The following is a 20,021-nucleotide window of genomic DNA, read 5'->3' on the forward strand; positions in this document are numbered from 1 at the left end:
TCCGGGAGTCTCAACATAACATCATGCTCTGGAGCATGCAAGCTTCCCGCGCACATCGATGACGCAGTAATAAAGGATCTGTGGCCAGAATGACCGATGCGGGGTGGGTTTGATAGCGTTTGATTACCGACGCTTGTCAAACTGTCAGGAGGTGTGGCAAGTACGCTAACGGGAGCGTGAGTTCCGGGGTTGGCAGCGCTGGCCGCCAACCCCGCGCTGAAGCTTTAGCGGTCGAGAACGATGCGCAGCATACGGCGCAGCGGCTCGGCGGCGCCCCACAGCAGCTGGTCGCCGACGGTGAAGGCCGACAGGTAGTCGCCGCCCATCGACATCTTGCGCAGGCGGCCGACCGGGATGGTCAGGCTGCCGGTCACCGCTGCCGGCGACAGGTCGCGCATCGAGGCTTCGCGGGTATTCGGCACCACCTTCACCCACTGGTTGTGCGAGGCGATGATGTCGTTGATCTCGTCCAGCGGCACGTCCTTGGCCAGCTTGATGGTCAGCGCCTGCGAGTGGCAGCGCATCGCGCCGATGCGCACGCACAGGCCGTCCACAGGAATCGCCTTGGAACCGAAGGATTCGCCCAGGCCCAGGATCTTGTTGGTCTCGGCGCCGGCCTTCCACTCTTCCTTCGACTGGCCGTTGCCCAGGTCCTTGTCGATCCACGGGATCAGGTTGCCGGCCAGCGGCACGCCGAACTGCTTCGTTTCTTCGGCCGACATGCCGTGCTGGGTGGCCAGCACGCCGCGGTCGATCTCGAGGATGGCCGAGGCCGGGTTGTCCAGCAGCGGCTTGACGGCCGCGTTGATGGTGCCGAACTGGGTCAGCAGTTCGCGCATGTGCTGGGCGCCGCCGCCCGATGCCGCCTGGTAGGTCATGGACGTCATCCACTCGACCAGGCCTTTTTCGAACAGGCCGCCCAGGCCCATCAGCATGCACGACACGGTGCAGTTACCGCCGACGAAGTTCTTCACGCCGCGGGTCAATGCGTTCTTGATCACGTCCTTGTTGACCGGGTCCAGCACGATGACGGCGTCGTCGTTCATGCGCAGGGTCGATGCCGCGTCGATCCAGTAGCCGTTCCAGCCGGCTGCGCGCAGCTTCGGGAAGACTTCGGTGGTGTAGTCGCCGCCCTGGCAGGAGATGATGATCTCGCACTTCGACAGTTCGGTAATGTCGGTGGCGCTTTTCAGGGTGGTTTCGTTTTTCGCCATGGCCGGAGCGGCGCCGCCCGGGTTCGAGGTGGTGAAGAACACCGGCTCGATGTGGTCGAAATCGCCCTCTTCCTGCATGCGCTGCATGAGGACCGAGCCGACCATGCCGCGCCAACCAACCAGACCTACTAGTTTCATGATGTTTCCCTTAGATTGAATCGTTATGCGAGCGCCGCGACGACCGCATTGCCCATTTCTTCGGTGCCGACCTTGGTCGACCCTGGTTCGTAGATATCCGGCGTGCGCAGGCCCTGGGCCAGCACGCGCTTGACCGCGTCCTCGATGCGCTCGGCCTGGTCCAGGCGGCCCAGCGAGTAGCGCAGCATCATCGCGGCGGACAGGATGGTCGCCAGCGGATTGGCCACGCCCTGGCCCGCGATGTCGGGCGCCGAACCGTGCGAAGGCTCGTACAGGCCCTTGTTGTCGGCGTCCAGCGAAGCCGAGGGCAGCATGCCGATCGAACCGGTCAGCATGGCGGCGGCGTCAGAGAGGATATCGCCGAACATATTACCAGTAACGATGACATCGAACTTTTTAGGGGCCCGAACCAGCTGCATCGCGGCGTTGTCGACGTACATGTGCTCGAGCTCGACGTCCTGGTAATCCTGGTGCACGTCGGTGACGATGTCGCGCCAGAACTGGAAGGTCTCCAGCACGTTGGCCTTGTCCACGCTGGTCAGGCGGCTGCCGCGCTTGCGCGCTGCCTGGAAGGCCACGTGGGCGATGCGGCGGATCTCGCCTTCGGCGTAGCGCATGGTGTCGAAGCCTTCGCGCTGGCCCTGGAAAGGACCGTCCGGGCATTCGCGCACGCCGCGCGGCTTGCCGAAGTAGATGTCGCCGGTGAGTTCACGGATGATCAGGATGTCCAGGCCGGACACGACCTCGGGTTTGAGCGTCGAGGCGCCGGCGAGTTCCGGATACAGGATCGCGGGACGCAGGTTGGCGAACAGGCCCAGCTCCTTGCGCAGGCCGAGGATCGCCTGCTCGGGGCGCAGGGCGCGTTCCAGCTTGTCGTACTTGTAATCGCCCACGGCGCCGAACAGCACCGCATCGGCTTCCTTGGCCAGCTTGAGGGTGGCTTCCGGCAGCGGGTGGCCGTGCGCGGCATAGCCGGCGCCGCCGACTTCCGCGCTTTCCATCTCGAAGGGCTCGCCCAGGGCGCTCAGGACTTTCACCGCCTGTGCGGTGATCTCGGGGCCGATGCCGTCGCCCGGCAGGATCGCAATCTTCATCCAGTATTCTTTCGACTTGTCAGATGGTGTTGGCCAGCCACGGCTGGGCCGCGAGATGGCGCTGTTCGAAGGCGCGGATCTCGTCCGCGTGGCGCAAGGTCAGGCCGATGTCGTCCAGGCCGTTCAGCAGGCAGTACTTGCGGAACTCGTCGATGGCGAAGCCATAGGACAGGCTGCCGTCCGCGCTCGAAATACGCTGGTTTTCCAGGTCGACAGTAAGAGTGAAACCCTCCGCGCTTTCCACCGCCTTGAACAGGGTGTCGACGTCTTCTTCGCTCAGCACCACGGGCAGCAGGCCGCTCTTGTAGCAGTTGTTGAAGAAGATGTCGGCGAAGCTCGGCGCCACGATGGCGCGGAAGCCGAACTGCTGCAGCGCCCAGGGCGCATGCTCGCGCGAGGAGCCGCAGCCGAAGTTCTTGCGGGTCAGCAGGATGGAGGCGCCCTGGTAGCGCGCCTGGTTCAGCACGAACTCGGGATTCACCGGACGGGTGCCGCAGTCCTGGCCCGGCTCGCCGTGGTCCAGGTAGCGCCACTCGTCGAACAAATTTGGCCCGAAGCCGGTGCGCCGGATCGATTTCAGGAACTGCTTCGGAATGATCGCGTCGGTATCGACGTTGGCGCGGTCGAGCGGAGCGACCAGCCCTTCGTGTACGGTGAATTTGTCCATCTGCTTGCCTTCTGTCCATCGGACGCCGCGTGCGCGGCGGGTTGTTTTTTTCTTTACTTACCGCCGGCGCCGGTCACGATCTGGCCGGCGCGCTGCACGTCACGGCCAATGCCGGAAATGGTGTTGCAGCCTGCCAGCAGGACGGCGATGAGCGAGAGAGCGAATACTTTTTTCATGATAGTTCGGTGTAAAACCAGAGTTAAAAACGCCCAATTTTACCAATGCGGTATCACAGTGCGCGCGCGTCGACAAAGTGGCCCGCGATTCCTGCGGCAGCCGCCATCGCCGGCGAGACCAGGTGGGTGCGGCCGCCCTGCCCCTGGCGGCCCTCGAAGTTGCGGTTCGAGGTCGATGCGCAGCGCTCGCCCGGTTCCAGGCGGTCGGCGTTCATCGCCAGGCACATCGAGCAGCCCGGCTCGCGCCATTCGAAGCCGGCTTCCTTGAAGACCTTGTCCAGGCCTTCGCGCTCGGCCTGCTCCTTGACCAGGCCCGAACCCGGCACCACCATCGCCAGCTTGACGTTGGGAGCGCGCTGGCGGCCCTTGACCACTTCCGCGGCTTCGCGCAGGTCTTCGATGCGCGAGTTGGTGCAGGAGCCGATGAACACCTTGTCGATGGCGATCTCGCCGATCGGGGTATTCGGCTGCAGGTCCATGTAGGCCAGCGCCTTCTCGATGGCGTTGCGGCGCACCGGGTCGGCTTCCTCGCGCGGGTCCGGCACGCGGCCGTCGATCGAGGTGACCATCTCGGGCGAGGTGCCCCAGGTGACTTGCGGGCGCACGTCCGCGGCATTCAGGGTGACCACGGTGTCGAACTTCGCGCCCTCGTCGGAGTGCAGGGTGCGCCAGTAGGCCACGGCCTGCTCCCACTGCTCGCCCTTGGGCGAGAACGGGCGGCCTTTCACGTACTCGATGGTGGTGTCGTCCACGGCGATCATGCCGGCGCGGGCGCCCGCTTCGATCGCCATGTTACAGACCGTCATGCGGCCTTCCATCGACAGCGAGCGGATGGTCGAGCCGGCGAATTCGATGGCGTAGCCGGTACCGCCGGCGGTGCCGATCTTGCCGATCACGGCCAGCACGATGTCCTTGGCGGTGACGCCCGGCGGCAGTTCGCCGTCGACCTGGACCAGCATGGACTTCGACTTCTTGGCCAGCAGGGTCTGGGTGGCCATGACGTGCTCCACTTCCGAGGTGCCGATGCCGTGCGCCAGGCAACCGAAGGCGCCGTGGGTCGAGGTGTGCGAGTCGCCGCACACGACCGTCATGCCCGGCAGGGTCGCGCCCTGCTCCGGGCCGATCACGTGCACGATGCCCTGGCGCTTGTCGCTCATGTTGAAATAGGTGAGGCCGAAGCTCCTGGCATTGGCGTCGAGCGTCTCGACCTGGAGGCGCGAGGTGGGGTCGGCGATACCCTGGGCGCGGTCGGTGGTCGGGACGTTATGGTCGGCCACGGCCAGGTTGGCGGAGGTGCGCCATAGTCCGCGGCCGGCTTCGCGCAGGCCTTCGAAGGCCTGCGGGCTGGTCACTTCGTGCACCAGGTGGCGATCGATATAGAGGACAGTGGTGCCATCGGCGTCGGCACGCACGACATGGGAATCCCAGAGTTTGTCGTAGAGCGTTTTTTGCATGGTCGATCAAGAAGGTCGGCGGGGCCGCCTTATGCGAGCCCGGTTTTTGATTATGCCATATTTGTGCACTGCCGCACCAAGAGGGGGCATTGCACGATTATGCCAAAGTCCATGCTATGCAGAAAATTTAATTTGCAACAATTTTGTTATATGCAAATAAAAAAAGCCTGTGATGGAAACACAGGCTTTTTGTGTGCGCTTTTGCGCAGAAGCGAACGATTTGTTCGTTTTGCGCTGCGGCAGACGCTCAGGCCGCCAAGCGCACGCTGCTGCGGCAGCCGTCCATGAGGAAGGACAGGCCGACCACCAGCACCAGCTCGCCCTCCGCCGAACGCGCGGTACCGGTGATGCCTTCGACGCTCAGCGCGGTCATCGGCTTGATCACCAGGTCGGCCGTGCCGTCCACCGCTTCCACCGCCAGGATGTACGGCTGGGGAGCGTTGACGACGATGCCGACGCGCTCGGAGCAGGCTTCGTAGCCCAGCGACAGCGCCAGCGAGCGCACCGGCAGCGGGCGGCCCTGGTCTTTCAGCACCGGGGCGCCGCCCACGCACATGAAGTCTTCCGGCAGCTCGACCACGCGCTCGACGACGGCCATCGGCAGCGCCAGCTGGGCGCTCGAAGTCGACACCAGCATGGTCGGCACGATCGACAGTTCGATCGGCAGGCGGATCGCGAAGCGCGTCCCCGTGCCCAGCTGGGATTCGATGCGGATCGCGCCGCGGTTCTTTTCCACCGCCGTCTTGACCACGTCCATGCCCACGCCGCGGCCCGAGACCGAGGACGCCACTTCCTTGGTCGAGAAGCCCGGCAGGAACACCAGCTGGTAGGCTTCGTCGTCGCTTTGCGCGCTGTGCTCGCCGATCAGGCCCTTGTCGATCGCCTTCTTGCGCAGTTTGACCGGGTCCATGCCCTTGCCGTCGTCCTGCAGCACGATCATGACGCTGTTGGCTTCCTGCCAGGCTTTCAGCAGGATGAAGGCCTTGGCCGGCTTGCCGGCGGCGACACGTTCTTCCGGCGACTCGACACCGTGGTCGAGGGCGTTGCGCAGCATGTGCACCAGCGGGTCGTACAGGCTGTCCACCACCACGCGGTCGACTTCGGTCTCGGCCCCTTCGATGGTCAGCTCGACATCCTTGCCCAGGTCCTTGGCCAGCTCGCGCACCAGGCGCGGGAACTTCTGGAACAGGCGGCCGACCGGCTGCATGCGGGTCGCCAGGGTGGCGCGCTGCAGTTCGGCCGAGTAGCGCGAAGCACGCTCCAGGGTCTCGGTCAGGGTTGCGATCAGGGTCGCGGCCTGGCCTTCGAACTTGAACTGCTGCAGGCGTTCCAGCAGCACGGCGGCCTGGTTGGCGGCCTGCACCGATTCGCCCGCCACTTCGAGCAGCGCGTCCAGCTTGACCGCGTCGATACGGATGCTTTCGTCCTTGGCCGGCGCGGCTGCGGCGGCCTTGTTCTCGCCACCGCGGCGCTCGACGCCATCCCAGCCGTTCCTGGCGGCTGCCGCCGGTGCGGCTGCTGCAGCGGGTGCGGCGGTTTCGGCGGCGACAGGCGCCCCAGCAGCGGCAGGCGCAGCAAGCGCGGCGATGGCTTTGTCGGCCGGGACCACGGCGTTGTACATCGAGACCCAGTCCAGGCCGTCGTCACCGGCTGCGGGAGCAGCGGCCGCCACGGGTGCGGGAGCGGCTTCCACCACCGGTACGGCAGCGGCCGGAGCCGGTGCGGCGGCAGGGGCCGGCGCGCTCGCGCCCTTGCCTTCGATCGCGTCCTTCAGGATGCGTTCCAGGTCGGCCGGCATCTGCGCCAGGCCTTCCGGCGGCGTGCCATTGTTCAGGTCGCCCAGCTGGTCGGCCACGAAGCCGGAAGCCTGCAGGGCGGCCTCGATCGCAAGCGGGGTCACCGGCGCTTCGCCGGTGCGCAACGCGTCGAACAGGTTCTCGGTCAGGTGGCAGGCCGCGACCAGCGCGGGCAGGCCCATGAAGCCCGCGCCACCCTTGATCGTGTGGAAGGACCGGAACACCGCATTCAGCGTTTCCTTGTTATCCGGATCGCGTTCGAGGCGCAGCAAATGCTCTTCCACATTGACTGCCAGATCCATCGCCTCGACGACGAAATCCTTGAGCATATCGTCCATTAGAATCCCAGATCGGCGAGAAGATCGTCAACGTTGTCCTGGTCCAGGGCCGCTTCCGGCACCGACGGACCCTGCATCAGGGGCGCCGGCTGGGCCGCTTCCTGCTCTTTCCTGGCCAGTTTCTCCTTGATGTCTGCCGGCGCGTTGTCGCGCAGCAGCTGGGCCAGTTCCTGCTCGACCGTCTGGGTGATCTTGACCACCTTCTTGATCAGCTGGCCGGTGATGTCCTGGAAGTCCTGGGCCATCATGATCTCGAGCAGGCGCGCCTTCTCGGCTTCGGTCGCTTCGTTCACGGCGGCGGCGAACTGGCGCGAATCGCCGGCCAGGGCCTTGAATTCGTCCAGGCTCAGCTTGCCGGAGAACAGGTCGGCCCAGCGGGTTTCCATGTCCTTGGCCTGCTTCGACAGCAGGTCCTGGGCCGGCATGCCTTCGTCCAGGGTGTTCAGCACCTTGTTGGCGGCCTGTTCGGTCAGGCTGGCGACGTATTCCAGGCGGTCCTGGGCGTCCACGATCTGGGACGAGGCTTCGGTCAGCGCCTTGTCGTAGCCCAGCTCGCGCAGCGAGTCGTGCAGCAGGCGGACGATGCCGCCCAGGCGCTCGAACATGCCGCGCTCGGCCTCGCTCACCGGGCCTTCTTCAGCGGCGGCGACTGCCGGCGCGGGCGCGGCGGCGAGCACCACGGCCGGGGTGGCGGCGGACACCTGGTCGAACAGCGACTCCAGGTCATCCTCGTCGGCTGCGGCGGCGGCCACGGGCGCAGGCGCCGGCTCGGCAGCGGGCGCGCTGGCGCGCTGCGCCGCCACTTCCTCGAATAGTGCGTCGAAATCGTCAGCGGCGTCGGTCATAATCCCTGCTTCTCCATAATGTATAAATTCGCAATGAGCTCTGCAATTCGGGGGTACTGCGTCCATCCGGGGCCGCTCTGCGGCCGTATTAACAGATGGTATGAGTTTGCATGCGAGTGTAGCAGCGTGGTTGCCGTAGGTAAATCTCGGAAACCGGCACGCAACAAAATGGACAAGGAAACTTAATTCCGCGACAATTAAATCGCGTGGTTCCTGAATGTTTACACAAGGCCGGTGTTGTATTTTGTAATCGTAGGGCCTGTTGCTGCCATTTCCATTGTGCATTGGAACAACAGCTCGGGATGTTTGATCCAACTCAACAGTTTGCGTTAAAGCAATCGCCGCCGCGCCCTTGACCCTCCAGAATGGCGTGGCCTTTGGGAGGAACATCATGTACCGCAAAATCCTGATCACCACCGACGGCTCGGCCGTGTCGCAGCATACCGCCTGCGCCGGGGTCAAGTTCGCGCAGCAGATGGGCGCCGAGGTGCTGGCCCTGTTCGTCGCGCCCGAGTACCAGTATCCGGTGTACGTGGAAATCATCCCGCCTTCCTACCCCAGCGAGGAGGACTACATCGTCCAGATGCGGCGCATGGGCGAGGAATACATGGGCAAGATCATGCATTCCTGCGCCGGCGCCAACCTGCAGCACAGCTGCATGACGGCGTTTTCCGACAGCGCGGCGCTGAAGATCGTCGACGTGGCGGAGCAGGAAGGCTGCGACCTGATCTTCATGGGTTCGCACGGACGCAGCGGCTGGGGCCAGCTGCTGCTGGGCAGCGTCACCAACAAGGTGCTCTCGCACACGACCAAGCCGGTCCTGGTGCACCGCCTGATCAAGGAGCCGGGCACCTGAAACCCGCTCCGCATAGTTTCTTCAGCGGTAACTTTTTCGCCCGGGCGGTGTGCTAATCTGAAAAGGGAGTCATGCCGTTCGCGGCCGGAAGGATGGAATATGGTAAGAATCGTCATTGCCGATGATCACACGATCATGCGCGAAGGTCTCAAGCGCATTCTCGACGGCGCTGCGGATATCGAGATCGTCGGCGAGGCGACCAACGGCTTCGAAGTGCTGGGCCAGGTGCGCCAGGGCGGCTTCGACCTGCTCCTGCTCGACCTCTCCATGCCCGGCCGCAGCGGCGTCGACCTGATCCGCCAGGTGCGCAGCGAGGCGCCCAAGCTCGCCATCCTGATCCTGACCATGCACGAGGAAGAGCAGTACGCGGTGCGCGCCATCCGTGCCGGCGCGCAAGGCTACCTGACCAAGGAAAGCGCGGGCACCCAGCTGGTGGGCGCGATCCGCAAGGTCGCTTCCGGCCGTCCGTATATCAGCACCGAAGTGGCCGAGCAGCTGGCGCTGAACATCATGGCGCCCAGCGAACAGCTGCTGCACAAGCAGCTCTCGGACCGCGAGTTCGAGGTGTTTTCGCTGCTGGTCGGCGGCAAGTCGATCACCGAGATCGCCAACGGCCTGCACCTGTCGGTCAAGACCGTCAGCACCCACAAGACCCGCATCATGCAAAAGATGGGTATGAATTCGCTATCCGAAATGGTCCAATATGCCGTCGCCCACCGGCTGCTGGCGCCGATGAAAGCGTAAGCAAACAGAGTTTGACCAGTTCCTGAAGAATTCGTGCCGCGCTTGTTGCTTGCGGCTCGCCCCCTCCCTCGGCCCGCGACTGCACGGGCGTGCAGTGCCGAGCGCCATCTCTCCCTATGACGCACTGGTGTATGAGTCGGAAGATTCCTACACTGACTACATCTCTCCTACCTTCATATTCAGGCATCGCTGATATTCGAGCCGGACTCGTGTTGGCATACTGAATTCAGCGTTTCGACTTGCTTGCGATCTAAGTGTCAGCCAAAACGGATCGCTGCCTGAAACCCTGAGTCACTCACCTGGAGATGAGCATGCAGTCCCAGCCAACGTCAGAACAACGCAATGTCACCCAGCCGACCCTGCATACGCCGATGGAAGCGGGTCGCCAGCGCCAGGGACGTCTCTGGTCCAACCTGAAAGAAGTCTGCGATCTGCTCCGCATTCCGGCCAGCGTATCGGTCACGTCCGAAGAATTGCTGTTCCAGCACGTCCAGTTCAAGACCGGCCAGCGCGTGCACACCATCGGCCAGGCCTTCGACACGCTCTATATCGTCAACTCCGGGTTCCTCAAGACCGTGCTGATCGACGAGTTCGGCAACGAGCAGGTGCTGAGCTTCCCCATGAAAGGCGACATGCTGGGCGTGGACGGCATCCACACCCGCCATTACGCCTCGGAGGCGGTGGCCCTGTCCGACTGCGACCTGATCCTGCTGCCCTTCAAGAAGCTGACCGCCCTGGGCCGCGTGCATTCGGAGCTCGAGAACATGATGTACGGCGTGATGAGCCGCGAGCTGGTGCGCGAGCAGACCATGATCGGCATGCTCGGCGCCCTGTCGGCCGAGGCGCGCGTGGCGAGGTTCCTGGTGTCGCTGGCCGACCGCTTCGCCGCCATGGGTTATTCGAGCAAGCTGTTCAACCTGCGCATGACCCGGCACGAGATCGGCAGCTACCTGGGACTGACCCTGGAGACGGTGAGCCGCACGCTGTCTGCGTTCAACGAGATCGGCCTGATCACGGTGGACCAGCGCACCATCGGCATCAAGGATGCGGATGCGCTCAAGACCCTGCGCCGGCTGCCGCCGTCGAGGTCGCGGGCCAAGGGCGCCGCGAAGCAGAAGGCGGAGCTGGAGCAGCCGGGGGATGATCAGGTGTTGGCGCCGGCATAAGAAGCGATAAGAGCAGTCAGCATCCCTGCCGAAGTCGCCGCCGCTCACATCCCCACACCATAAAACAACGTCATCCCGGCGAAGGCCGGGATCCAAGTTTTCACGCACACCACTACGTTAGTATTTAGTGGCAGCGCGACGGACTTGGATCCCGGCCTTCGCCGGGAGTCATTGCCGCCAGTGGCGGGAATGACGTTTTATGGCCGCGGGCTGACGACAGCTGCGGCGGCTTGCGGCGTGCTTACTGATCCCGCGACAACACCCCGCCATTCACCCTCACCCGATCCCCCACCCTGAACCCCGGATCGTTCTCATACTGAATCGCCTGCGTCGCCCCGCTGTTCGCATACCGCACGATCACTTCATAACGCTGGCTCTTGCGCATATTCCTCTCCAGCTGGCGCCCCGCCACCGCGCCGCCGACCGCGCCGGCCACCGACGCCGCCTTGCGCCCGCTGCCGCTGCCGACCTGGTTGCCCAGCAAGCCGCCCACCACCGCGCCGCCGATGGTGCCCAGGTAGCTGCCGTCGCCGCTGACCTCGATCACATTGACCGCCTCCACCGTCGCGCAGCTGGTGCAGTAGCGCGTCTCCTGCGGCGCCGCCGTGCGTCCGCCGGCCGCCAGCAGCGGCTGGCCCAGCACCGAGGTCGTGTAGCGCCCATTGGCGCGGATGGTCGCCGTCACCCGGCTGTTGGACAGGATGCGGTCGGTATTGCGCACCACATACACCGCGCTGTACTCGCCCTCCCTCACCTCGGGCAGGAAGAACACGCCGCGTGCGCCGGCGATCGCCACTTCCACGCGCGCACCCGGCGTGCCGCGCACGTTGAAGCGCAGCTCGTTGCCCGGACCCAGGTCGGGACTGCCCTGCACCTCGAAGCGCTCGATGCGCGGCGAGCTCGCCAGGTCGCCGCGGCGGTTCTGGGCGCGCGGCGCGTCGCCCCGCAGCAGCGATTCGGCGAGCACATTGGTCGCCACCTGGTTGCCCAGGCGCAGGTTGGCGGTGACACCGCTCTCCGGACGGATGCGGTCGTGGGTGCCGATCGTGTAGGTGCCGCTGTACTGTCCCGGCTCGACCTCGGTCATGTGCACGTTGCGGGTGGCGCCGTCGATGCGCAGGGTCGCCGTGCCGCCGGGGCTGCCGTACAGGTCGAAGTGCAGTTCCACGCCCGGCCTCAGCCGCTGCACTTCCTCGACGTTGAAGCCGTTGATCACGGGACCGTAGTTCCGGTTTTGCTCATACTGCTGGGCATGCGCGGGTGCGCTTGCCATGGTCATCAGTGGCACGAGCGCGGCCACCAAGGTATAGAAAAACTTGCGGAAACGCATGGCTCACCTCCAGGCTGGTTATGCCTGGAGACCTTACGCCCGCGCAATGAGGGGGTCGGTACGCTATCGAACGCTGTGAACGGCCTCGCCCGAGGTGACATAGATGCTGTCGCCCGGCCCCGGCCGGATCGCATGCCCGCCCGTGAACGAGCCGAAGGACGGCAGGATCATGCGCTCGCGCCCGACCACGAAACACGGCAGCCGCAGCGCGTCGAAGCGCGTCGCCAACACATAGACGGGATGGATGTGTCCCGCCAGCGCATAGCCAGGCACGTCTATGTCCGGGTGATGGCAGAAGGCGAATGGCCCGATCGTGTACGGCTCGTCCACCAGCCCAATGCCGAGCGCCGCGGCCGGATCGCCCGCATGCAGGTCGTGATTGCCGCGCACCAGGGTCAGCGAGAGTGAGGACTGGCGCTGGCGCCAGGCCAGCATCGCCTGCTGGGTCGAGCTGGCGTGCGAGGCGCGCGCGTGCAGGAAGTCGCCCAGGAACATGATGTGCCGGGCCCCATGCGTGGCAACCAGGAAGTCCAGCCCGGCCAGGTTCTCGGAGGTCGTCCCGCGCGGCACCGGCACGCCTTGCGCGCGAAAGGCGGCCGCCTTGCCGAAGTGGATGTCGGCGATGATGAGCATGCGCTCGGCCGGCCAGAACACAGCTTTCTCGGGCAACAGCAGCAACTGCTCGCCGCCCACCTTCACCATTGCACTCATGCCGCTGCCGCCTTCTCCAGTTCGCGCACCATGCGCGCCACCCGGTCGGACAGCTTCTCGCTGCTGACCTTCTCGCGGTAGCGCTCCACCATCAGGGTAAACCCGAAAGGCGTGGCGCGCTTCACTTCGCACAGGACGATGCGGCGCGCCTGCAGCGCACTCAAGGTATCGCGCAGGCGGGTCAGTTCCAGCTCCTGCTCCATCACCTCGCGCTGGGCCTGGGTGAGCAGCAGGTTGCCGGAATCGTGCTTGCGGAACACTTCGAAGAACAGCGAGCTCGATGCCTGCAGCTGGCGCGCCGATTTCGGCTGGCCCGGATAGCCCGAGAACACCAGCCCGGCGATGCGCGCCACTTCGCGGAAGCGCTGCTGGGACAGCTGGGTCGCGTTCAGGCTTTCCAGCACGTCTTCCAGCAGGGTCGCCGTATCGAACAAGGCGACGTCCGCCCCGGTCTCCCCGTCGAACACCGCGCTCCAGTCCACCGGCTCGGGCGCCAGCAGTTCGAAACCGTAATCGTTGACGGCGATCGAAAAGGTGATCGGCCGGGTACGCGCGATGCGCCAGGCGAACAGCGAGGCCAGGCCCATGTGCACGGCGCGTCCGCCGAAGGGATAGACGAACAGGTGCCAGCCTTCGCGGCTCTTCATGTGCTCGATGACTAGGGTCTCGGGCGTGGGCAGTGCCGACCAGCGTTCCTGGATCTCGATCAGCGGCCGCAGCGCCTTCATCTCGGGGCCTTCGAAAATGCCCTGCGACGCCAGGCGCAGCTCGGCGAGGGCGGCATTCGCCAGTTCCGCCGACATCGGCAGCTTCACGCCCTGCCAGCGCGTGATTGCCCCACGCTTGCCGGTGGCGCGCTTCACGAAGGCCGTCATCTCGTGCACCCGCACGAATTCCAGGATGCGCCCGCCGAACAGGAAGTGGTCGCCCGGCTTGAGGCGGGCCGCGAAGGACTCTTCCACACTGCCGATCCGTCCGCCGCTCATGTACTTCACCTGGATGCTGGAATCAGACACGATGGTGCCGATCCCCATCCGGTGGCGCCGGCCGATCGCCGCATCCGGCACCCGGTAGACGCCCTGCTCGTCCGGCAGCACGCGCCGGTATTCCGGATATACCGTCAGGCTCTGGCCGCCGCGCGCAACGAAGTCGAGCGCCCACTGCCATTCTTCTTCCGTGAGCGCGCGGTAGGACCAGGCGCTCTTCACTTCCTCGTACAGCTCGCGGGAATCGAAGCCGCCGCCCAGCGCCACCGTCACCAGGTGCTGGACCAGCACGTCGAAGGGTTTATTCGGCACATAGCGCCCTTCGATGCGGCGCGCCGCTACGGCCTTCTTCGCGCCAGCCGCTTCCAGCAGTTCCAGGCTGTTGGTCGGCACCAGGGTCACGCGCGAAACCCGTCCCGGCGCGTGGCCGCTGCGTCCCGCGCGCTGCAGCAGGCGCGCGATGCCCTTGGCGCTGCCAACCTGCAGCACGCGCTCGACCGGCAGGAAGTCCACGCCCAGGTCCAGGCTGGCCGTGCAGATCACGGCCTTGAGCACGCCGTTCTTCAGGCCCAGCTCGACCCACTCGCGTACCTCGCGGTCGAGCGAGCCGTGGTGGAGCGCGATCACCCCGGCCCAATCGGGGCGGGCCTCCAGGATGTTCTGGTACCAGATCTCGGACTGGGCGCGGGTATTGGTGAACACCAGGGTCGCTTCATGCTGTTCGATCTCGCGGATCACGGGCTCCAGCATTTGCATGCCCAAATGGCCGCCCCAGGGGAAGCGCGAGACCGGGTCGGGAATCAGGCAGTCGACCACGATCTTCTTGCGCAGGTCGCCTTCCACCAATACGCCTTCGTCGCCGCCCAGCAGCACCTGGCGGGCCAGGTCGAGATCCCCCATTGTGGCGGACACGCCCCAGACCAGCAGTTGCGGGCGCCAGCGGCGCAGCCGGGCCAGCGCCAGCTGCACCTGCACCCCGCGCTTGCTGCCCATCAGTTCGTGCCATTCGTCGATGATGATCATGTCGAGATGGCGGAACTGCTCCTGCGCGGCGGCGTGGCTGAGCATCAGGGACAGGCTTTCGGGCGTGGTCACCAGCGCCGACGGCATGCTGCGCGTCTGGCGCGCGCGCTCGGCCGAGCCGGTGTCGCCGGTGCGCGCGCCGACGCGGAACTCAGGCAGCAGCACGGCGGCCGAATCCTCCAGCGCGCGCTGGGTGTCGGCCGCCAGGGCGCGCATCGGCGTGATCCACAGCACACGAAGCCCGGCGGGGCGCCGTCCCGTTTCCAGTCCCGCGCGCTGCAGGGCCGCGAACCACACCGCGAAGGTCTTGCCCGCGCCTGTATTCGCATGCAGCAGGCCGGAGTGTCCCTCGAGCGCGGCATCCCACACGGCACGCTGGAAGGGAAAGGCTTTCCATCCCTTCTCCGCGAACCAAGCTTTCATGCGCTTGGTAACCTCGTTGGCGCTCATGGCGCAGCGGCGGCCAGTAGGCCTTTCAAGGTATCGAGGGTATCGGCCTCCTCCACCGGCTTGTCCTCGCGCCTGCGCAGAATGCGTGGAAAGCGCACGGCGATCCCGGCTTTGTGGCGCGGCGACAGCGCAATGCCCTCGAAGCCGATCTCGAACACCATGGTGGGCTTGACCGAACGGACCGGACCGAATTTCTCGATCGTGGTGCGGCGGATGACGTTGTCGACCTGGGCGATCTCCGCGTCCGTCAGTCCCGAATAGGCTTTGGCGAAGGGCACCAGCTTGCGCCGCTCGCCCTCCCCGTCCCACACGGCGAAGGTGTAGTCGGTATAGAGCGAAGCGCGGCGCCCGCTGCCCGGCTGGGCGTAGAGCAGCACCGCATCGATCGTATAGGGATCGATCTTCCACTTCCACCAGGTGCCCACGTCCTTGGTGCGGCCGACGCCGTAGCGCGCCTCGCGCGCCTTGATCATCATGCCTTCCACGCAGCGCTCGCGCGAAGCGGAACGCAGCGCCGCTAAATCCTCCCAACTGTCGGCGTGCACCAGCGGCGACAGGCGCAGCTGCGGCTGTTCCGCCTTTGCCACTTCGGTCTCGAGCAGCGCACGCCGCTCGTGCTGCGGCAGGCCGCGCAGGTCGACGCCGTCCAGCTCCAGCAAGTCGTAGCAGCACAGGACGGCGGGCAGCTCGGCCAGCAGCTTCGCGGACAAGGTCTTGCGGCCGATGCGCTTCTGCAGGTCGGCGAACGGCACGGGCGCGCTGGAATCCGGCTGCCAGATCAGCACCTCGCCGTCGAGCACCGTGCCTTCCGGCAGGCGCACCGACGCCAGTTCAGGGAAGCGCTCGGTGATCAGGTCTTCGCCGCGCGACCACAGGTAGCTCTGGCCGCCGCGCCGCACCAGCTGGGCGCGGATGCCGTCGTACTTCCACTCCACCAGCCAGTCGTCGACTTCACCCAGCGCCGCGGGTTCCCCCTGCAGCTGGTGCGCCAGGAAGAAGGGATAGGGCTGGCCGCCGCGCAGTTGGTGTTCAAGATCGGTCTGCTCGGCGATCAGGTTCAGGAAGCCGGTGGCCGTGGGCTGCACGCGGCCGTCGGTCCAGCCCATCAGCCGCTGGGCGATCACCTTGCTGTCGACCGCCGCGATGGCGGCCAGCGCGCGCGTCACCAGCAGGCGCGACACGCCCACGCGGAAACCGCCGCCGATCAGCTTGATGAGCAGGAAGCGCTCGCGCCAGTCGAGTTCATCCCAGTAGCTGAACAGGGCTTCGCGGATGCGCGCCGGCTCGGCCCCGCGCAAGGGTGCGATGCGCTGTTCCATCCATTCGGCCAGGCCGATATCGGAGCGCCGCGTGGGCGCCGGCAGGATGTGGGCGATGGTCTCGGCGAAGTCGCCGACCGCATGATAGGACTCGTCGAACAGCCAGTCGTCGAGCGCCGCGTATTCGATGGCGTACTGGCGCAGCAGCTTGGTCGGCACGGCCTGGCGCGGCTTGCCGCCGGCCAGGAAGTAGACGGCCCAGGCGGCGTTCTCCGGAGTGGCGCGGGAAAAATACTGCTGCAGCGCGTCCAGTTTGCGGGTGGTGGACGTGGTCTCGTCGAGATCGGCGTAGAGGCGGGCGAATTCACGCATCCGATTCTCCCTTCGGCGCCTCCGTCGCTGTTTCCCGATGCGCGGCAGCGCCTGGAGGCGGCGTGGATTCGTCTTCTTCCTCGTCGCCGTATTCGGTCGTGAAGCCTTTGGCGTCCAGCCCGTTCTGGCACAGCCAGCGCACCATGGTCGGAATCGAGCCGTGGGTGACGATCACCTGCTCGGCCTCGGTCGCCTTGATGGCGCTCATCAGGCCCGGCCAGTCGGCGTGGTCGGACAGCACGAAGCCGCGGTCGACACCACGGCGGCGGCGCGCGCCGCGCAGCAGCATCCAACCGCTGGCAAATGCGTCGCTGTAGTCGCCGAAGCGCTTCATCCACGGCGAGCCGCTGGCGGACGGCGGCGCCACCACGATCGCGCGGCGCAGCGCGGCCTTGTCCACGTCGCTCACCATGACGGTGGGCGGCAGCTCGACGCCGCCGGCGCGATAGACCTTGTTGAGCGGTTCCACGGCGCCATGGCAGACGACGGGGCCGATGCTCGGATCGAGCCCGGCCAGGATGCGCTGGGCCTTGCCGAAGGCGTAGGCGAAGACCACGCTGCAGCGGCCCTCGTCGGCGTTCTTGCGCCACCAGCGGTTGATCTCGTCCATTACCTGCTGCTCGGGCTCCCAGCGGTAGATCGGCAGGCCGAAGGTGGATTCGGTAATGAAGGTGTCGCAGCGCACCGGCTCGAAGGGTACGCAGGTCGGGTCCGGTTCGACCTTGTAATCGCCCGAGGCGACCCAGACTTCGCCGCCGCATTCCATGCGCACCTGGGCGGAACCCAGCACGTGGCCGGCCGGGTGCAGCGAGATGGTGACGCCGTTATGAACGATGCGCTCGCCGTATTCCAGGCCGTCGACTGTGATATCGCCGAGCCGCGACTTGAGCACGCCGATGCCCGGCGCAGCAGCGAGGTAGTGGCCATGCCCATAACGCGCATGGTCGCCATGGGCGTGGGTGATCACCGCGCGGTCGACCGGCCGCCACGGGTCGATATAGAACTGTCCCGGTACGCAATAAAGTCCTTCCCTGCGGACGACTACCATGTCTCCCATGCGGTCCCTTCCCAGAGGTCGTTTGAACATGACCATGCCTGCGTTGCGGCTCCTCGCCGTGCAGCAGCACTGTCTTCGTCGCCGCGCCTTGCCCTGGTCATGTTCAACCGACCTCTCAGGCCGGCTCGAGGTATTCGGCCAGGAAGGTACGGCTATCCTGGTCCGGGAATTCCAGCGTTATCTGGTCGCCCGCGACCGCGACGACCACGCCCTCACCGTACTTCGGCGCCTTGACGCGCGCGCCGACTTCGAACTTCGGCCCCTCCGGCTCCGGCGTCGGTTCGCGGTCGAACTCGTCGTCGCGGATCTCGATGTCCTCCGTGAGCGTGAGCGCCGGCGGATTCAGGCAGTTATCGCAGCGGCAGCACTTCTCGAAGCCTTCGACCTCGTCGCCGAAATAGTCGAGCAGCAACTTCCAGCGGCAAAAACCGCTCACCGCATAGCCTACCATCTGGTCGAGCGCTTCGCGGTCCCGTTCCTGCTTCTGGACGTAGACCTGGGCCAGGCCATGGAAGCTGCCGCTGCGCGGCTCGGTACTGGCCGGCAGGTATTCGAGCTTGCGGTTCTGGCGCAGCAGCTTGCCGTCCTTGAGCAGCTTGAGGCAGACCTTGATATTGGCTTCCGTGATCTCGTCCAGCTGCTCTTCGATGCGGTCCACCGTCACCGGCCCCTCCTCGCCCAGGGAGCGCACCGCTTCGTAGATCGTCTTGAGCTCCTCGGCGGCCGGGTAATGCTTTACCAGGAAGAATTGCTGGATGCGCTTGTCGTCCTGCAGGAACAGCAGGGTGCACTCGGCGTCCAGGCCGTCGCGCCCTGCCCGGCCCGACTCCTGGTAATAGGATTCGAGGTTCGCCGGGATCTGCAGGTGGATCACGAAGCGGGTATCGCTCTTGTCGATACCCATGCCGAAGGCATTGGTGGCGACCATCACGCGGCGCTCGCCGCTCATGAACATGTCCTGGTTCAGCTTGCGCTCGGCGGCCGGCAGCTTGCCGTGGTAGATGGTGACCGATTCGCCGGCTTCCTCCAGCACGTCCAGCATCTCTTCGGCCGCCTTGACGGTGGCGGCGTAGACGATGCCCACGCCCTCGGTCTCGCGCACCAGGCGCAGGGCTTGCGAGTATTTCTCTTGAGCATTCGTCACCTGCAGCACACGGTAGTGCAGGTTCGGCCGGTAGATGCCGGTATTGATGACGTTCATCCGGGGCCGGTTCAGCTGCCTGGCGATGTCCTCGACCACCTCTTCGGTCGCGGTCGCCGTCAGCGCCAGCACCGGCGGCTTGCCGAGGGAGTCGATGGCGGCGGCCAGGCCGATGTAGGCCGGGCGGAAGTCGTGGCCCCACTGCGAGATGCAGTGGGCTTCGTCGATCACGACGATGTCCAGGGTGACCTGGCGCAGCACCTCGATGAACTCGGGCGAGACCAGGCGCTCCGGGGTGCAGAACACGATCTCGCAGGCTTCGTCGGCGATGGCCTGGAGGGCGCTCTCTTCTTCTGCCGCGCTCAGGCTGCTGTTCACCTGGACCGAGCGGATGCCGAGTTCTTCCAGCTTCTCGAGCTGGTCCTTCATCAGCGAGATCAGGGGAGAGACGACGATCGTGATCCCCTTGAGCATCTTGGCGGGGATCTGGTAGCACAGCGACTTGCCGCCGCCGGTGGGCATGATGGCCAGGGTGTCCTTGCCATCGAGGACGCTGTCGATGACACGCTGCTGGCCTTCGCGCAGGGATTCGATCCCGAACACGGAAGTGAGCAAGCGGCGGATGGTGTTGCGGCGCACGGCGAGCAAGCCGCGGTGCATGAGTTTGGGGTCGTGTCGGGTCATGATGGAAGCCATTCTGGCTCCCGCGCCCGGGCTCGACTATAGGACACGACCTACCGCAAACGTAGGAAGCCTACTTTCGGCGGACGCGAATTAGCACAAGGTGAATTCCTACAATGTGACGGAGAATTCGCCGATCCCTGCTGTCGGGTCAGATCGATAACATGGGAACCATCATCCATAGCACATAACGCACTCGGGAGAATCATCATGGCGCGCCATCATCCAATCACGTGGACCGCAGTCCACCTGGCGCTGGCAACTGCAGCCACCTGGCTGTTGCTGGAAACCGAGGCCCTGACCGGGGCCTTGATGGTGTTCTTCCACTGACGGGCGTATTGTAGCGTGGGGTGACAATTCTTGATGTCACCTGAGGTCAATCGTGCGCGGGGTGGTGGTTTTGACAAGCCTCGCAAGTACGCCAGTCTCTCCTTACACCACTAGCCGTAAAACCGTGGGGGGGGGGGGGGGGGGGGGCGCGGGGGGTGTGGGGGGGGGGGGGGGGGGGGGGGGGGGTGGGGGG

The 20,021-nt window shown here is 65.5% G+C and carries 16 protein-coding genes; 3 read left to right on the forward strand and 13 right to left on the reverse strand.

The window, feature by feature from the left end; all coding sequences use genetic code 11:
- Positions 1–224: 224 nt before the first annotated feature.
- From asd to KBW95_RS14740, 7 genes are all read right to left on the reverse strand, one after another.
- Positions 225–1,352, reverse strand: coding sequence for an aspartate-semialdehyde dehydrogenase (asd, locus tag KBW95_RS14710; protein ID WP_211523365.1), 1,128 nt, complete (start codon positions 1,350–1,352; stop codon positions 225–227).
- Positions 1,353–1,375: 23 nt separating this feature from the next.
- On the reverse strand, positions 1,376–2,446 hold the full coding sequence (leuB, locus tag KBW95_RS14715) for a 3-isopropylmalate dehydrogenase (RefSeq protein WP_211523364.1): 1,071 nt from the start codon (positions 2,444–2,446) through the stop codon (positions 1,376–1,378).
- A 19-nt stretch (positions 2,447–2,465) separates the two neighbouring features.
- Positions 2,466–3,113, reverse strand: a complete 648-nt coding sequence (gene leuD, locus KBW95_RS14720; RefSeq protein ID WP_211523363.1) for a 3-isopropylmalate dehydratase small subunit — start codon at positions 3,111–3,113, stop codon at positions 2,466–2,468.
- A 53-nt stretch (positions 3,114–3,166) separates the two neighbouring features.
- A complete protein-coding gene (locus KBW95_RS14725; protein WP_211518867.1) occupies positions 3,167–3,289 on the reverse strand; it encodes an entericidin A/B family lipoprotein in 123 nt (40 codons plus the stop codon).
- A gap of 53 nt (positions 3,290–3,342) precedes the next feature.
- Complete coding sequence (leuC, locus tag KBW95_RS14730; protein WP_211528617.1) at positions 3,343–4,743, reverse strand: 3-isopropylmalate dehydratase large subunit; 1,401 nt, start codon at positions 4,741–4,743, stop codon at positions 3,343–3,345.
- 247 nt (positions 4,744–4,990) lie between these two features.
- Positions 4,991–6,877 (reverse strand): chemotaxis protein CheA, encoded by a 1,887-nt coding sequence (locus KBW95_RS14735; protein ID WP_211528618.1) that lies wholly within the window; start codon positions 6,875–6,877, stop codon positions 4,991–4,993.
- Positions 6,877–7,722 (reverse strand): protein phosphatase CheZ, encoded by an 846-nt coding sequence (locus KBW95_RS14740; RefSeq protein WP_211528619.1) that lies wholly within the window; start codon positions 7,720–7,722, stop codon positions 6,877–6,879. The genes KBW95_RS14735 and KBW95_RS14740 overlap by 1 nt, the downstream gene beginning before the upstream one ends.
- A gap of 391 nt (positions 7,723–8,113) precedes the next feature.
- Between KBW95_RS14740 and KBW95_RS14745 the strand changes: the two genes are divergently transcribed.
- The 3 genes from KBW95_RS14745 to KBW95_RS14755 all read left to right on the forward strand — a co-directional run bounded on the left by KBW95_RS14745 (position 8,114) and on the right by KBW95_RS14755 (position 10,488).
- Positions 8,114–8,578, forward strand: a complete 465-nt coding sequence (locus tag KBW95_RS14745) for a universal stress protein (protein ID WP_211528620.1) — start codon at positions 8,114–8,116, stop codon at positions 8,576–8,578.
- A gap of 99 nt (positions 8,579–8,677) precedes the next feature.
- Positions 8,678–9,322, forward strand: a complete 645-nt coding sequence (locus KBW95_RS14750; protein WP_211523358.1) for a response regulator transcription factor — start codon at positions 8,678–8,680, stop codon at positions 9,320–9,322.
- Positions 9,323–9,693: 371 nt separating this feature from the next.
- Positions 9,694–10,488, forward strand: a complete 795-nt coding sequence (locus KBW95_RS14755; protein WP_211523472.1) for a Crp/Fnr family transcriptional regulator — start codon at positions 9,694–9,696, stop codon at positions 10,486–10,488.
- 241 nt (positions 10,489–10,729) lie between these two features.
- Here KBW95_RS14755 and KBW95_RS14760 read toward each other — a convergent pair whose 3' ends face one another.
- The 6 genes from KBW95_RS14760 to KBW95_RS14785 all read right to left on the reverse strand — a co-directional run bounded on the left by KBW95_RS14760 (position 10,730) and on the right by KBW95_RS14785 (position 19,501).
- The gene (locus KBW95_RS14760; RefSeq protein ID WP_211528621.1) at positions 10,730–11,818 is read right to left on the reverse strand and encodes a glycine zipper 2TM domain-containing protein; all 1,089 of its coding nucleotides are present in this window, start codon (positions 11,816–11,818) and stop codon (positions 10,730–10,732) included.
- Between the two features lie 63 nt (positions 11,819–11,881).
- The gene (gene pdeM / locus KBW95_RS14765; protein ID WP_211523356.1) at positions 11,882–12,529 is read right to left on the reverse strand and encodes a ligase-associated DNA damage response endonuclease PdeM; all 648 of its coding nucleotides are present in this window, start codon (positions 12,527–12,529) and stop codon (positions 11,882–11,884) included.
- Complete coding sequence (locus KBW95_RS14770; protein ID WP_211523355.1) at positions 12,526–14,988, reverse strand: ligase-associated DNA damage response DEXH box helicase; 2,463 nt, start codon at positions 14,986–14,988, stop codon at positions 12,526–12,528. Before KBW95_RS14770 ends, pdeM begins: the two co-directional genes overlap by 4 nt.
- Positions 14,985–16,619, reverse strand: coding sequence for an ATP-dependent DNA ligase (locus tag KBW95_RS14775; RefSeq protein ID WP_211528622.1), 1,635 nt, complete (start codon positions 16,617–16,619; stop codon positions 14,985–14,987). The genes KBW95_RS14770 and KBW95_RS14775 overlap by 4 nt, the downstream gene beginning before the upstream one ends.
- Positions 16,612–17,676: a ligase-associated DNA damage response exonuclease gene (locus KBW95_RS14780; RefSeq protein ID WP_211523471.1), complete on the reverse strand. Its 1,065-nt coding sequence runs from the start codon at positions 17,674–17,676 to the stop codon at positions 16,612–16,614. Before KBW95_RS14780 ends, KBW95_RS14775 begins: the two co-directional genes overlap by 8 nt.
- Positions 17,677–17,791: 115 nt before the next feature.
- A complete protein-coding gene (locus KBW95_RS14785) occupies positions 17,792–19,501 on the reverse strand; it encodes an ATP-dependent DNA helicase RecQ (RefSeq protein ID WP_211528623.1) in 1,710 nt (569 codons plus the stop codon).
- Positions 19,502–20,021: the final 520 nt, after the last annotated feature.

Origin of the sequence: Massilia sp. ZL223 (assembly GCF_018119395.1) — a bacterium.
In the GTDB taxonomy this organism is placed as follows: domain Bacteria; phylum Pseudomonadota; class Gammaproteobacteria; order Burkholderiales; family Burkholderiaceae_D; genus Telluria.

Bases quoted from the DNA above. Each gene is read 5' to 3' on its own strand.
- asd (WP_211523365.1), bottom strand. From the start codon at position 1,352: ATGAAACTAGTAGGTCTGGTTGGTTGGCGCGGCATGGTCGGCTCGGTC.
- leuB (WP_211523364.1), bottom strand. From the start codon at position 2,446: ATGAAGATTGCGATCCTGCCGGGCGACGGCATCGGCCCCGAGATCACC.
- leuD (WP_211523363.1), bottom strand. From the start codon at position 3,113: ATGGACAAATTCACCGTACACGAAGGGCTGGTCGCTCCGCTCGACCGC.
- KBW95_RS14725 (WP_211518867.1), bottom strand. From the start codon at position 3,289: ATGAAAAAAGTATTCGCTCTCTCGCTCATCGCCGTCCTGCTGGCAGGC.
- leuC (WP_211528617.1), bottom strand. From the start codon at position 4,743: ATGCAAAAAACGCTCTACGACAAACTCTGGGATTCCCATGTCGTGCGT.
- KBW95_RS14735 (WP_211528618.1), bottom strand. From the start codon at position 6,877: ATGGACGATATGCTCAAGGATTTCGTCGTCGAGGCGATGGATCTGGCA.
- KBW95_RS14740 (WP_211528619.1), bottom strand. From the start codon at position 7,722: ATGACCGACGCCGCTGACGATTTCGACGCACTATTCGAGGAAGTGGCG.
- KBW95_RS14745 (WP_211528620.1), top strand. From the start codon at position 8,114: ATGTACCGCAAAATCCTGATCACCACCGACGGCTCGGCCGTGTCGCAG.
- KBW95_RS14750 (WP_211523358.1), top strand. From the start codon at position 8,678: ATGGTAAGAATCGTCATTGCCGATGATCACACGATCATGCGCGAAGGT.
- KBW95_RS14755 (WP_211523472.1), top strand. From the start codon at position 9,694: ATGGAAGCGGGTCGCCAGCGCCAGGGACGTCTCTGGTCCAACCTGAAA.
- KBW95_RS14760 (WP_211528621.1), bottom strand. From the start codon at position 11,818: ATGCGTTTCCGCAAGTTTTTCTATACCTTGGTGGCCGCGCTCGTGCCA.
- pdeM (WP_211523356.1), bottom strand. From the start codon at position 12,529: ATGAGTGCAATGGTGAAGGTGGGCGGCGAGCAGTTGCTGCTGTTGCCC.
- KBW95_RS14770 (WP_211523355.1), bottom strand. From the start codon at position 14,988: ATGAGCGCCAACGAGGTTACCAAGCGCATGAAAGCTTGGTTCGCGGAG.
- KBW95_RS14775 (WP_211528622.1), bottom strand. From the start codon at position 16,619: ATGCGTGAATTCGCCCGCCTCTACGCCGATCTCGACGAGACCACGTCC.
- KBW95_RS14780 (WP_211523471.1), bottom strand. From the start codon at position 17,676: ATGGGAGACATGGTAGTCGTCCGCAGGGAAGGACTTTATTGCGTACCG.
- KBW95_RS14785 (WP_211528623.1), bottom strand. From the start codon at position 19,501: ATGACCCGACACGACCCCAAACTCATGCACCGCGGCTTGCTCGCCGTG.